Source organism: Amycolatopsis sp. lyj-109, assembly GCF_046548995.1.
Classification (GTDB): domain Bacteria; phylum Actinomycetota; class Actinomycetes; order Mycobacteriales; family Pseudonocardiaceae; genus Amycolatopsis.
On the sequence record NZ_JAJPWR010000016.1, the window covers coordinates 157,866 to 172,585 of the forward strand.

Sequence of the window (14,720 nt, forward strand, 5' to 3'; positions counted from 1 at the left end):
AGCAGGCTTCAGGCGACTTCCTCGGGTTTGACGCCCAAGATGAGGTTTTCCAACGCCGCGTCACCGAACCCGAAACTGGCGACCCACGTCTCCACCAGGAGGATCTCACCCACCTCGGAGATACCGAGGAAGAATCGACCCCTGTCAAGTTCCCCGATGGGAAATAAGGATTTGCCGAGCCGCGCGCCCCATCCAGCGAACCGCCCTTGTTCTCCGTAAAGGTCCCACGGGTTGAACTCGAACGGCTCTCGCGCGGAGGAAATCCCGCGTCCGGAGATCTCCACCTTGAGACCACCGAATTCACCGAGGAATTCTTCGGCGGCGGCGTGCATGCGAACTTCTCCGGTCGCTTCCAACTGGCGACGCCAGGCCGTCGTGTCGACACGGCGGCCCGGCTCCCAGCCAGCAGCGCGCAGATCACGCTCAGTCTGTTGCGAAAATCTCGCCATTACGGCATCCACCAATCCAAACCATCGGTGACGAAGTTCAAACCAAAGTACTCGGCGAGCATTCTACAGCTGTCGCACGGGGGCAGGGGTTGGTTGTGCTTCGCGTGCCCGGTGTTGTTCCTGATGTTGAATGCAGCGGCTTCCGCGCCGGCGGGGTCCAGCCCTTGGTCCAACGCGTCGCTGAGACAAAAGACGAGACCGCATTTGCCGTGCCCCCTGCCCCGCAGATCGTCCGGAATCGAGTCCAACAGGAACTGGACGGCGAGGTTGACCGCAGGCAGGTTGCCCCCGCGGACACTCGGGTGGGTCAGCACTTCGCCCGTCCGCAGGCGGATGCCTTCGGCCACACCCGGCCGGTTCTCATCGGGCCGAATGGGTGCGCTCTTATCCGCCAGCCCACGGACCTGCCCGATCAACTCGTCGCACAGGTAATTTGTTCGTCGGGTCCCGCCGTTGAAGTCGTCGCGCAGGACGCCACCACCGCAGTTGTCCCATGCCGAGGCCTGAGCCGGCAACAGCGGCGAGGGGATCGGCGGATCCACGTCGTGGACCACCGGGCTCTTCTGGTCCAGGACCTGCTTGAGGAACCCACCGTAGATGTTCACCAGGTCCTGCAGCCCCCCGAGCAGACTTGCGACGATGCTCGCCGGCAGGTCGGGGTTCGACGAGACTTCGCCGCCCTCGTAGTAAGGGCTCTTGGCGCCGTCCGGGATCGAGTCGGCGACCTTGCGGGCCTTCTCGTTCTGGTCGATCCGCGCCTGGATGCCCGGTGGCGGAGGCGGAGGCGGGCACCAGCACCCACCACGCGGCGGCGGCAGGCAAGCACGGCAAGGGCCGGGCTGAGGCGGATTCCCAGGTTGCGTTACCGCTTCCGGGCGCCATGACGGGTTCCAGCGGCGATCGCTGGAGAAGTCGGTGTAGTAGCCGATCCGGCCCGACTGAGGAGATCCGCCACGGGGAGTCCTGGGCTGGACCTGGAGCAGCCACCCCCACGGCACGGAGCCGACCATCGAGTTGTACGTGTCCCAGCCCGAAGATCCGGTGGAGCGCGCACCGCCGAAAACGAGACCCAGCAGGCCACCGACTCCCTTGCCTGACCGCCCGGGGGCAGCGGGCTTTGCTCCGGGAGGCGCCAGGGTATCCGTCGAATGGCCATCCCGGTCGATCCCGTTGAGCGGGCTCGCGTTCCCGTAGGTGAAGCGGTTCGCACCCGCGGACGGCAGGCCGGGAAGCGACACGTCGTCCCGGGCATTGAACGTGCCCGCGCCCGGCGAATACCACCGGGCACCCATGTCGACCGCACCCGTAGCCGGATCCGTGAAGTCCGACTGGAACCCCAACGATGACGTCGTCCCAGACTGGGCCACCTTCCCCCCGAACGGGTCGAAACTCGCGGAGCCGGTAAGCCCACCCACCGGTGACAAACCACCGATGACGTCGGAATGCCGATCCGTGAGAGCGATCTGGTTGCTGCCACCCCCGCCCTGAGCCTGCAGGTCACCCTGCACACCCCGGGCGAAGGTCGACGAGCCGTCCGAGGTCAGGTCCAGGCTGGTGCCGTCATAAGTCAACGGCTGGTCGTTCCGCGACGACGCCCGGTCCAGGCCGTCGTACGCGTACGTGATCCCGCCCTGCTTCACCGCCCGGTCGAACGCGTCGAACTCCGACGTCGCCGTCCCGGCCGGGCCCGTGCGCGCGTCCAGGGTGCCCCGTGCACTCCACGTCAGCGTGTCGGCGCCGTCGGTCGACTGGCGGTTCCGCTCGTCGAACGTGGCCGTCCGGTCGCCTGCCTGCGTCCGGTTGCCCGACGCGTCCCAGGCGTACTCGGTCGTCTTGCCCCCGACAGTCCAGGACTTCAAGCGGCCGGCGTAGTCGTAGCCGTACGTGTTCTCTCCGGCTCCCGCCAGTCCGGTTGTCTTCTTGACCCTCAGCCGGTCGTCGAGGTCGTAGTCGTATTCGAGCGCGGCGAGCGGGTTGCCGTCGGCACCCTTGAGCCCATCGCTCTTCTGACGGCCGAAGTCGTCGTAGCCGTAGGTGCGTACGCGGCCGCCGCCGTAGTCGATCGAGCCGAGGTTGCCCGCGTCGTCGTAGCCGAGCTTCTGCTCGACTCCCGTCAGACCGTCCTTTTGGGTCGACAAGCGGCCCTTCTCGTAGCCGAAGACCGCGGTGCCCGAACCGTCGACACGACCGGTGAGCCGGCCCGAACCGTCGTAGGAATACGACGCCGTCCCCGACAGCGGCCCGGTGCTGGTCAGCAGGTCGCCGCGGTCATCGTAGGTGAACGTTTTCTCGCCGCTCGGCGCGCTCACCGCCCGCAGCCGTCCGGCCAGGTCGAACCGCTGGACGCGATCCGGTGTCGGCTGTGCGGCGCCGCTGCCCGTCTCGAGAGTCAGCATGCCCAGCGCGTCGAAGGTCCGCTCGCGGACCACGCCGCCGGGGGCCTGCACCCGCGCCGGACGGCCGGCGAGGTCGTACGAGGTCGTCCACGTGCGATCCGCCGCGGCCGGATGTGCCGCCGTGGCCGGTTCGATCACCGATTCGGGCAACCCGAGAACGTTGTACGTCTCGACCGTGCTGTTGCCACGACCGTCGGTCGACCTCGTCCGGTTGCCGGCCGCGTCGTAGCCGAACGACGTCGTGATCGACGCGGTGTCCGAAACCGGTTCCTGCTGCTGGACCAGGAGCCCACGGGAGTCGAGGTCGAACCAGGTGGTGCGGCCCAGCGCGTCGGTCACCGAGACCTTGTTGCCGTCCGCGTCGTAGCCGGCGGCGCTCTTGCGGAGCACGTGCTCGCCGGGATCGAGGCTGTAGAACCCGGTCGCCCGCCCCGCCGGGTCGTAGCTCACGTATCCCGTGCGGCCATGCCCGTCGGACTGCCGCACCTGGCGGCCGGCGAGGTCGTAGCCGTACTGCGAGACCACGCCCGCCGGGTCCTTGGTGTTGATCCGCTGCCCGAGCACGTCGTACTCGTTCTTTGTCAGCTCACCGGTCGGCGCTGTCGAGGAGACGAGGCTCCCGTTGTCGTCGTACCGCAGCTTGGTCGTGTAGGCCGCCGGGACGGGGCGCCGCTCGAGCCTGGTCGCCGTGACCTGCCGGCCCAGGTCGTCGTAGGTCGCTTCCACCCGCGAACCCGTCGGATCCGTGGTCGACCGCAGTTCGCCTTCGGTCGTGTAGCCGTACTGCCACACGCCACCGGGCTGGTCGCCGGCTTCCGGGTTCGGGTCGGTCCGCTCCACGGGACGGTTCAGCTGGTCGTACCGGAACCGGGTGACCACGCCGTCCGGGCCCGTCACACTCATCAGGTTGCCGAGCGAGTCGTACTGCTTCGCGGTCGCGACCTTTGCCGCCGTGGTCTCCCCCGGCTTCCGGTAATCCGGGGACGCCACCTTGACGGGCCGACCGGCCCGGTCGTAGGTCACCGTCCCGACGTTGCCGTTCGGGTCACGGGTTTCCGTCTGCGCGCCGAAGGTGTCGTAACCGGTGAGAACCTCCGGGCGCACCGGGGCAGCCGCAGCTCCGCCGGACTCGGCGGAGACGAGCGGCTGGGTCGTCCGGATGAGCTGCCCCAGCTTGTCGTAGGCCAGGTTCGTCGTGAACGCGACCGAGTCCGCGCCGCGGACATTGCCGCGTGGTGACGTGATCGCAGTGACCAGCCCGCGCTCGTCGTACCGGTAGGTCGTGGTCAGCTTCTCGATCGCGCTCTTCAAGACGGATTTGCTCGTCTGGCGGCCGGCGGTGTCGTAGCTGTACTCGACGACCTCGCGATTGCCGAGATCGAGCCGCGTGCTGTTCGAGCTCTGTCCCGTGTGGATAGTCTTGGCGACCTCACCGGCCGGGCCGTATGTCCACTCCGTCCGGTTCGCCAGCCCGCCCGGGTCGACGGTTTCCGCTGTCCCACGGCCGGAAGCGTCGTACTCGAACGTCGTGACGCGGCCACCGGGTTCCGTCAGCTTGTTCTTCTGCCCCGCCGCGTCGTACGCGTACTCCTGCAGCGTGACGTTCCGTTTGGGCGCAGCGGGGTTGAACGGATCGCGGACGTCGTGGGCGATGACCTTCCAGACCTTCCCGTCACCGAAGTACTGGTACCGGGTGGTGCGCCCCATCGAGTCGGTTTCCCGCACCCGCCGGCCCGCGAGGTCGTAGGCGTAGGACGCGAGAATCAACGTCGGAGCCGACGTCGTGTCGCCGCCACTGTCGGTGTCACCACCGCCGCTCGCCGGGTCGGTCGCCTGGCCGTGCCAAGCCCGCAAGCGGACTTCGGCCAGTGCGTTGCGTGCGGTGTAGCCGTACTCGTACTTGTTGCCACCGGCGTCGACCATCCAGACGCGGTTGCCGAAGGGGTCGTAACCGGAAGACGTGGCCGCGCCTTCCGGGTCGACGACCCGGCTCGGCCGGCCGAAGTCGTCGTAGTCGGTCGTCGTGACCCTGGCTGCGTCGCCACCGGTCAGGTCCCGGTTCTCGGTCCGGATGACGTTGCCGTCGGCGTCGTAGCCGGTCACCGTCTGTGCGGTGTGCGTGACGCCGGTGATCGCGTTGACCACGCCGGGACCGCTCGCGACGGTCTGGTGCGACCGGGCGTCGTAGCCGTAGGTGGTGGTCGCCCCGGCCGGGTCGGAAGGGCTGCTTCGCTTCTCCGTCTTCTTGCGGCCGAAGACGTCGTACGTGTACGTCGTCGTCAAGCCGGCCGGGTCGACGACCTTCGCCAGGTCGCCGTTGCGGTAGTAGGAGTAGCTCGTGACGCCGTTGCGGGGGTCGGTGGTCTGCAGGAGAAGACCCGCCGGAACGTTGCCGCCGCCTACTGCCGCTTCCGTTCCGTCCGCGTGCTGGTGCCGGGTGACCGCGCCGTCCGGCGTCGTCTCGGTAGCCAGCAGGCCTCGGACGCCGAGGTCCGTGTACGTGTACGTCGTCGCGTACGTCGGGTCATCCGCGTTCGCCGAACGGGCATCGCGGGAGGAGAGGAGCTTGTCGTTGCGCGGGTCGATGACGTCCGCGGAGTTGAGGTAGTAGGTGGAGTACGACGTCTGGCAGTCGCCCGGCGCGACACGGCACGTCTTGCGGGCGACGACGTTGCCCCGCTCGTCGTTGGTCAGGACCACGACGTTGCCGAGTTCGTCACCGATCGTGGTCTGGAAGCCCTTGTCGTCGTAGTCGTAGGTCCGGACACCCTGGCCGTTGACCGGGCCGCCGACCCACGTTCCGTCGCCGCCGACCGGGCCTCCGCAGTACGACGGATCAGCCGGATCCCGAGGCGCGGACGGATCGCAGGTGGCGTTGTCCGGAGGCCGCGGGTTGCCGTCGCCGTCCCGCCGGTCCTCCGGGCGGATGCCCTGACCCAGCGGTGCGATGTAGCGCAGGATCCGGCCACGCACCGGGTCGTAGTCGTAGAAGTGCGGCCGGTTCCCGGGATCCGTCACCTGTGTGGTGCGGATCAGATTGTTCTCGGTGCCGGTCACGACCGGCCGGCCGAGGCGCCAGTGGCCGCCGTTGCGGTCGACGACCTCGGTGAGGCGGTCCGTCGCGGTCTCGTAGCTCAGCTGAGCGGCCACCCGGCCGCTAGGCAGGGTGATCTTCGCCAGCGAACTCGCCGCCGCCCGCGCCTGGAAGTGCGCGGTGGCCGTCGTCGGTCCGACGGCGTACTCGTAGAACGCGGCTTCGGCGATCTGCCCGGGGAAGAAGCGGCGTGCTTCCGTTCCCCAGCCCGGCCAGGCCGAGGGCGGCACGGTGTACGCGGCACCGATCTGGTTGTAGACCATGTCGTCGTGCGCGATTTCGCCCTGGACGCTGCCGACGGTCTGCCCGTCGAGGTAGAGCGTCTGGGTGGCGAGCGCGCCGGAAAGCACGACGTGGTGCCAGGCGTCGTCGTTGACCGTCGCCGCCGAGGTGATCGGCGCCGCGGTGCCGTTCCAGAACTGGCCGCGCAGCTTGCCGTCCGTACCGACGTACAGGACCGGCACCGCACCGGCGGGCGTGCCGCTGATCGGCGCCTTCTGGTAGCCGAAGAGCGGGCCGCCCGTCGTGGTCCGGAACCACATTTCGACGGCGAGGTCTCGGTTCTTGCGCACCAGACCGTCGGGCAACGTCACCACGGAAGACGTGCCGTTGAACGTCGCGGCGGTCCCGGTCCCGGCCAGCGGCCCCGGCTGCCCGAGGGTGACGTCCTTGTAGGTTCCGGCGTCCTTACCCAGTTTGAGCCCGTTCTCGCTGGCGGCGGACGTGCCCGCCGTCTCACCGAACCGCCAGAAGGACGACGGGCGGGCGTCCACCACCGAGCTGCGGTAGAGCGAAGCCGGGGTGTGGTCGTAGCCGGTGCACCCGCCGTCGGGATCGCAGACCTTCGTCAGCCGGTCGCCGTCGTAGGTGTAGGTCCAGGTGAGCTGCTTGCCGTCGATCGGGTCGGTGCTCACCGAAGTGACGTGGTTGCCGGTCCACTTGAAGTACAAGATCCGGTCGCTGGTCCGGCTGATCGCCCGCCGGAGGTGCTCCGGGGTCCCGTAGTCGAGTTCGACGTGGTGACCGGCCTGGTCGTAGATGTCGATGAGCCGGCCGTCGGGCCGGAAGCGGTAGAGCGTGGCCGCCTTGTCCGTCAGCACCCAGCCGCCGCCTGCGGCTTCCACCTCGATCCGGAAGTTCGCCTGCCGGCCCGGCGGCGGCGCGAAGGTACCGTCGGCGTTGCGGCCGAACCGGACCTGCTGGCCGTCCGGATAGGTCACCACGACGTTGCCCGAGCCGTCGTTGTCGGGAACGACCTTCATGTCGTAGCGCGTCGACCAGCCCGCGCCGAAGGTCAGGTCGGTGCGGGGGTCGAGGCTGTTGTAGGTGCGAGCGACGGTCAGTTCCGGCCCCGTCACCTGGAGCGCGGCGTCGACGGCGCTGGAGAAGTAGTTCCCGGTCTGCGGGTCGAAGTCACGCTGCGCGCCGCTGTACGGGGCGTTGGCCAGGTGCGAGGTGATCTCCGGCTGCGGGACCGCGGTCAGCAGATGGCTCGGGGTGAGCTTCTCGCTCTCGGAGTTCCCGTCGTAGGCAAAGACACGCCACTGGTAATCCTTGCTCCAGCGCAGTGCCCCGGCTGGAACCGTCCACGTCCGCTTCGTCACGTAGCCGGAGTTCACACACGAGATACCGGTCGACGTTCCGTCCGGCTTGGCGACGTAGTTTTCACAGACTTCAAAGCGGTACTTGAGGTTCGACGAGACCGGCGAATCGACGTCCACCGCGTCGGCCCAGAGCTGCGGGGTGAGGGTGGGAGCGGAGAAGCCGTTTGGTGGGTACTGGGCCTTGACGATCGGGGGAACGTCGAAGATGGTCATCGACAAGCGCGTCGGCGGGATCTGCTCGTCGGTGAACCAGGCGCCACCGCGGCGCAACATACTGAAGTCGAATAGGTAGTTGCCCGGCTCGGTGGCCTTGATGGTGGCGTCCAATGTCACCGAGCCGCCGCGCGGCACGTCACGGGGCAGTGACGCGGCTTCCACCGCCCCCACCGGGGCGCCCGCGGCGGTGAAGGCGCGGTACCCGAGCGCGTAGTCCGCCGCGGTCCAGGTGTCGGCTCCGCGGTTGGTGACGGTGATTTTGACCTTGCCGGCCTGCGTCCGGGTCACCGGCGGCTCGGGAACACCGCGGTCGACGCGGTATTCGGCGTCGTAGGCGCTGTGCGTGACGAACAGGCGGGGCGGGTTCGCCGTCCGGTTGCCGGTGAACTTCTTCCACCCGTAGGGATCGGTCTCCGAAGCGCGGACGGACAGCCCGTAGTTGGGCTGCGCGCCGGTTACCCAGCGCTGGACGAGGTCGCGTCCGCCGGTGCCGAGCGGGACCAGTTCGGTGGCGGACGGACAGCTCGAAGCGTGTTGCTGGAGGCCGATGTACCCGTGGGCGAAAGATTCCTGAGCGAGAGCCGGGCCGTAAGCGGGACCGGGGAAGCCGGATGCGGTGTTCCACGGCGCCGTGACTCCGTGCACGGTCACCGGTCGCGGCTGGCAGGACCAGGACCACGTGCTCTTCAGCGTGAGCTGGGCACCGAGGATCTTGTGGTTGCGCAGCCGGTTTTCCACGCCGCCGAAGGACAGGTAGCTCGCGGCGTGGATCGACCCGGTCGTCCCGATCTTGAGCTCGGTCGACCCGTCGAGCCGGGAGCCGTTCTGGAACACGGCGCCGCCGTCCGAGGCGGTGGTCTCGACGCTGGGGTCGGCCTCCACCGGATAGACGCGCGCGGGATCGTTCAGCCACTTCGCGTCCAGTTCGACACGCAGCACGAACGCACCGGCGTTCTCCAGGAGCCGGTAGGTCACGCCCTCGGACCGAGCCGGCTCGCCCGTCGCGGGATCACGACGGGAGTCGGTCATGAACCCGGCCGGGATCCAGGCGCGCTCATGCCCTTCCGGATCGGTGAGGGCGACCCGCCCGTCCACGATCGACGGCCGGAGCCCCTTCAGCCGCAACGGGAAGTCCCAGACCGTCGCGGCCTGTGGCGAGTTCAGGACCAGCGTCTCCTTGACCCCGCCGGGCACCACGTCGAGACGCAGGTCCGCGGTGGGCCGGACGCCCGGGTAGACAATCCGGCTGCCGGACACCGTGCCCGCCGAAGAGGCGGCACCGTCGACGCCGAAGCCGAACTCGTGGCCCCCGTCCAGGCCCACCCGGACGATCTCGGCCACATCGGCCGTGGGAGCGAAGGCGAGCCGCTCGGCGTCGGCCGTGTTGGTCCACCCCGTCCCCGGTGCCCCGGGGGCGATCGCCGTGTCGATCGGCTGGTAGCTGCCGTCCGCCGCACGGTAGTTCATCGGCTCCTGGCCGAACTCCGTGGTGAGGGTGCCGTCCGCATTGGCGTAGGTCTTGTCGGTGGCCGTGCGGCGCTCCGGGAGTTCCCGGCTGGTCTTCTCATCGAACCCGGTCGCATGGGCGGGCGGATTTCCGACCTGGACGGCGTTCGCGCGGACCTTCGCCTCGCCGGTGGTGACTGCCGGGTACTTCGACTGCAGCGACTTCGGCCCGGCTGTGTTCGCCGAGCCGGCGGGCTCGTCCGCCGTCTCCCCCGCGGTGCCCGCCAATTGCTGCGGTGCGAGCGCCATCGCCTGCCGCAGCAGGTCGGCGTCGGCGCCCGGCCCCACCGGGATCGACGGCCCGACGACTCCCGCCGTCAGGGCGACGACGAGCACCAGCAACGCGGCTCGGCTTGCGGATCCGGACTTGCGGCGTGGAGAAAACATGGGGAAACCCGCCCTCATCGGTCGAACCACAGCACGGCAAGGAACCGTCAGAAGGACGGCTTGGGCAGCGGCCCACCGGTGAACGCCGCTGAAGACGACGGTGCGAGCGCGCTGCGCGCTGCGACGGCCGGAGCGCCCGAACCGTAGGCGTAGGTGACCCCGTCGCTGTCGCGGAAGGTCACCACGACACCGCCGGCCGACAGTGCGGTGAAGGTGGGATCCGTCGCGGACTGGTACGCCGAGCCGGTCCGGGAGTCCACCAGCCGCTGCCACGCTTGATAACCGGTGCTGCCCGGAGCCTTCTGCTCGGTGACGTAGATGTAACCGTCGGTGCCACGCACCGCCACGTGGACCACGCCGCCGCTGTCGGCCGCGGCCGCCGGCGAGCCCTGCGCGGTGACTCCCGCGAGCGGCTTCCACGTACCGGTGAACCCCGCCGCCAGCTCACGCTGGTTGACCACCACACCGTCCGGCTGGACGGCGAAGGCCTCGAGGTTCTGGTCGGGGTTCGCCGTCGCGGCGAGCTTGCCCGTCCACCCGGTGCCCGGCACCGGGATCCAGGCGCTGAGCGTGCCATCGGTGTACGTCGCCTTGGTGTAGGCGCCGGCCGTGGTCCTGGCGACGATGTCGATCCCGTCCGGCTGGACGACGGCGGTCAGATCCGTCGTCAGCCCCGACGACGGCAGCGCCCGCCAAGGCAGGTACTGCTTGCTCGCCACATCCTGCGGGCGGACCATCAGGCGGCCCGAGCTGTCGACGGCGAACGCGGCGCCGACGCCGGACCGCTGGACGAGCACGGCGGACCCCGGCGTCCAGCCGCCGAAACCGCTCGCGGCGGTCCAGGTGACGGTGGCGGGAGCCTGGGTGCTCTGCCGGGTCTCGCTGTCCTGCCCGAGGGCCGTCACCAGCAGGCTGTCGTCAGCGAGCCGGAGCGCGCTCGGAACGCCCGCGTACTGCTGGTAGCCGGGTACCACGGCGAAGTCCACCACGGTGATGTCCGTGGAGCGCTGCCGCCCGTGGATGAGGCGGCCGAACCCGTCCACGTAGAAGTGCTGCAGCTTGCCTCCGGTGCCCTCGACGACGGCGCTCGGTGCGTCGCTGGAGGCCGGCACGGCCGGGCGCGGGGGCAGACCGGGGTCGACCAGCTTGCAGTCGTCCGTCGTGACGCTCAGCTGGTAGTCCGTGCCGATCGTGCCGACCACCTTCGGGCCCGTCCAACTGCCGCCGCCCAGGTAGCGGTACCACTTGATCTGGCCACTGTTCTTGTCCAGCGCGTACAGCACGTCACCGCCCGCGGAGGCGATCTGGGCGAAGTTCTGCCAGCCTGTACCGACCAGCGTCGCGTATTCGACCCACCGCTGACTCGCCGGGTCGTACTGGAAGCGGTAGAGCTCCCCTGCGGGTGTGCGGGCGTAGAAGACCCCCGCGCCCGCCCCGACGATCAGGTCGTACTTGGCCAGGGTCCAGCCCGTGTCGATCAGGCGGTCCGTCCAGACCTTGGTCGTCTCGTCGTAGCGCACCCAGGCGAGGATGTTGTCGTGTGACCAGTAGAAGTCGCCCGTGGCGTCGACGGTGATCCGGTTCCGGTACTCGGGCAGCGTCGTGCCCGTCCAGCCGGTGGCGATCGTCTGGCTGACCCCGCCGTTCTCCCACCCGGTCGCCAGGCGGCGGTGGCGGCGCACCTCGCCGTTGGTGTCGATGATGTACATCCGGCCGTCAGGGCCGGCGAGCGTCTTGCCGCTCCACGCGTTGCCGATCGTCGTTCGCCCGGTCCAGGAGGTGGCGCCGGTCTCGGGTTCGTTGTGGCGGTCGAGGTCCAGGTGGGTGTCCGGGAGGGTGTAGAACACGCCCGCACTGGCGCGGCAGGTGATCGTGTCGGCCGCGGCGGCCTGGGTCGCTCCGGTCGCGCTCACCACGCCGGTGAGGGCGACGGTGAAGGCACAGCAGAGCGTGACGGGTCTCCGGGCAAACGTTCCCTGACGCATGGACTTCCCCTCGTGAAAAGCGTTCGCGGGCAGCACGAATCGGCCCGCTGCACGACAGCAGCGGGCAATCAGCAAATGAACTGGTGACGGCGCCGGTCGGCCCGGCATTGTTCCTGAGCGCCGCACCTCCATGCCGCGCGAAGACGAGCCCGCCCTCCCGCGAGCTGTTCGATCTTCCTATCGACCTTCCGACCAAGCCGTTACTTGTTCTTTGACAATTGCATCATTCGGCCTACATCTCACGACTGGGCCACTTCTCGAAGTCACCATCGTGGCGCCACCTGACTCGGAGGTGGGTCATTCCGCGGCCCGATATACCGCGGCGAGCGCGTCGTCGATGATGGCCACCAGGAGTGCGCTGACGTACTCGTCCGAGACGATCCGGGCGCGCGCCTCGGTCAAGTGCCGCTCCGCCGCCGGGGAGGGGAATGCCGGGACCAGGTCGGCGTGCTGGCGGAAGCTCTCCCACCGCCGCATTGCGAGAGTGCGCTCCAGGCCGGCCGCCAAGCCGGCCGCCACGTCCGGGACGTCTTGCAGCTTCGCGACTTTCTCCGGTGTCTCCAATTTGTGGCTGTGCACGATCTCGTCCAGGGGTGACCACGGTGGCGCATCCGGCGGCCGGTCGCTTTCCCGGTGCGTGGTCACGCGACCGACGCCGAAGCAGGCGACGATCCGGGTGAAGTCCGGCGTCAGGAACAGCTCGAAGTAGTACCGGCCTCGGGGCCGATCGTCGATCTGGACCCTGGCGAGCGTCGCGCCGGGGTAGGCGCACAGTGCGCGGACGGCCGCCTCGAAGCCGATGGACCCCTGACCCGCGCGGCGGCTGAGGAGTTCGCGGCGGCCGTAGAGCGAGCGGGTCGGCTGCGTGTGCTGGACTTTGTCCCAGAACTGCGGCGGGGTTCCCGCTGTCAGCGCCTCGCGGGCCAGGACACACGCCTCCGTGCCCGCTTCGGCCAGCAACTCTTCCAAACGCGCAACTGTTGTCACGGGCACCCCCAAACGGAAAGCCGGGCGCCCACCCGGCACCCGGCTTCCGAAACTACCTTCAGCGCTCGGTCGAAGGCGACACCAATTCGCTCGGCCCGCCGCTCGACTCCCCGGCCACCGCGGCCAGTTCCTCCCCCACCGATTCGCGGTCCTCCGGACGCGAATCCTTCGTCAGCAACGAAGCCACCGCACCGATCAGGCACACCACGATCGCGAAACCGAACGCCACCGCCAGCCCCGACTGGAACGGGCCCGAAATCAGGTTCGGGAAGAAACTCCGCCCCGTCAGGAACGACGCCTGGTCCGGCGGCAGCGACGACAGCTGACCACCCAGCAGCTGCTGGATCGGGTTGTAGCCCAGGAACGCCGCGAACAACACCGCCACCGCCGGGAGGTTCGCGATCTCCGCCGCCGAGGATGCCGGGACGCCGTGCTCGATCAGGCCCTGGCTCATCGTCGACGGCAGGCTCGAAGACAGGCCCGCGATGATCAAGCTGAAGAAGAAGCCGATCGACAGGACCATGGCCGCGTTCTGGAACGTCGTCATCATGCCCGCGCCCGAACCCCGGGAGTCGGCCGGCAGGCTGTTCATCACCTCGGCGCGGTTCGGGGAGGCGAACATGCCCATGCCGATTCCGTTGAGCAGCAGGATTCCCGCGAACGCCCAGTAGTCGAAGTTCACCGGCAGCAGGATCAGCAGCAGGAACGTGACAGCCGTGATGAGCAGGCCGCTCGAGGCGAGGAGGCGGCTGCCGATGCGGTCGGACAGCACGCCCGAGGCCGGCGCCGAGACCAGGAAGCCGATCGTCATCGGGAGCATGTAGATGCCCGCCCACAACGGCGTCTGCTCGAACGTGTAGCCGTGCTGGGGCAGCCAGATGCCCTGTAGCCAGATGATCAGGATGAACTGCAGCCCGCCACGGCCGAGGGAGGCCGTCAGGTTGGCGACGTTGCCCCAGGTGAACGAGCGGATGCGGAACAGCGACAGCCGGAACAGCGGGTTGTCGACCTTGGTCTCGATGACCACGAAGGCGACCAGCACGGCGGCGCCACCGATCAGGCAGCTCAGCACGAACGGGCTGCCCCAGCCGGTCGGCGACGAGCCGTAGGGCTGGATGCCGTAGGTGATCCCGACCAGCACCGCGATCAGGCCGACGGCGAAGGTGATGTTGCCCCACCAGTCCATCCGCGCGTGCTTGCGGACGCCGGTGTCGTGCAGCTTGAGGTACGCCCAGACCGTGCCGATCACGCCGAACGGCACCGACACCAGGAAGATCAGGTTCCAGTCGATCGGGGCCAGCACACCACCGACGACCAGGCCGAGGAACGAACCCGCGATGGCCGCGACGCCGTTCATGCCGAGCGCGAGGCCGCGCTGGTTGGCCGGGAACGCGTCGGTGAGGATCGCCGAGGAGTTCGCCATCAGGAAGGCGCCGCCGACGCCCTGCACGATCCGCCAGCCGATCAGCCACAACGCGGCCGCGTCGCCGTCGAACCAGGTGATGGCCAGCATGATCGAGGACACCGTGAACACCGCGAAGCCGAGGTTGTACATCCTCGCGCGGCCGTACATGTCGCCGAGCCTGCCGAAGCTCACCACCAGTACCGCGGTGACCACGAGGAAGCCCATGATCATCCACAGTAGGTAGCTCGTGTTGGCCGGTTCCAGGGGGTTGATGCCGATGCCCTTGAAGATGTCGGGCAGCGCGATCAGCACGATCGAGGAGTTGATCGTGGCGATCAGCATGCCCAGCGTCGTGTTGGACAGCGCGATCCACTTGTACCGCGGCCCCAGTTCCGCGATCGAATACGTCCGGCGTTCCGCCACTGTGCAACCTCTCTGCTCGCCAGTCCCTTAGCTAGGCTAAGCAACTTGCTTGCGTATGGCAACCAACAGCGCGAAATGCATGGGAGAGCATGATCACAGTCGCTTGACTGTCCTTTAGGGACTCTTTACCTCGCGAGGCCTGCGCTGGGTTCGGCGGGGGGCAGTGACGTCTTGAATGACTCATTCAGGACGTCGCAGGTCCTGAATGAGTCATTCAAGACGTCTGCGGAGGTGGTGGGCTGTGCACAACTCGGGCGCCTCGGGCCAG

5 protein-coding genes are annotated in these 14,720 nt (G+C 68.6%); all 5 read right to left on the bottom strand.

Annotated features, from left to right (window positions below):
- Positions 1-8: 8 nt before the first annotated feature.
- The 5 genes from ACLJQF_RS32085 to ACLJQF_RS32105 all read right to left on the bottom strand — a co-directional run bounded on the left by ACLJQF_RS32085 (position 9) and on the right by ACLJQF_RS32105 (position 14,452).
- Positions 9-449, bottom strand: coding sequence for an SUKH-3 domain-containing protein (locus tag ACLJQF_RS32085; RefSeq protein ID WP_410614071.1), 441 nt, complete (start codon positions 447-449; stop codon positions 9-11).
- Positions 449-9,652, bottom strand: a complete 9,204-nt coding sequence (locus tag ACLJQF_RS32090; protein WP_410614072.1) for a LamG-like jellyroll fold domain-containing protein — start codon at positions 9,650-9,652, stop codon at positions 449-451. Before ACLJQF_RS32090 ends, ACLJQF_RS32085 begins: the two co-directional genes overlap by 1 nt.
- Before the next feature lie 47 nt (positions 9,653-9,699).
- Positions 9,700-11,637, bottom strand: coding sequence for a tachylectin-related carbohydrate-binding protein (locus ACLJQF_RS32095; RefSeq protein ID WP_410614073.1), 1,938 nt, complete (start codon positions 11,635-11,637; stop codon positions 9,700-9,702).
- Positions 11,638-11,934: 297 nt separating this feature from the next.
- On the bottom strand, positions 11,935-12,606 hold the full coding sequence (locus ACLJQF_RS32100) for a hypothetical protein (protein ID WP_410614074.1): 672 nt from the start codon (positions 12,604-12,606) through the stop codon (positions 11,935-11,937).
- Positions 12,607-12,682: 76 nt separating this feature from the next.
- On the bottom strand, positions 12,683-14,452 hold the full coding sequence (locus tag ACLJQF_RS32105) for an MFS transporter (protein ID WP_410614075.1): 1,770 nt from the start codon (positions 14,450-14,452) through the stop codon (positions 12,683-12,685).
- Between the last annotated feature and the right edge of the window lie 268 nt (positions 14,453-14,720).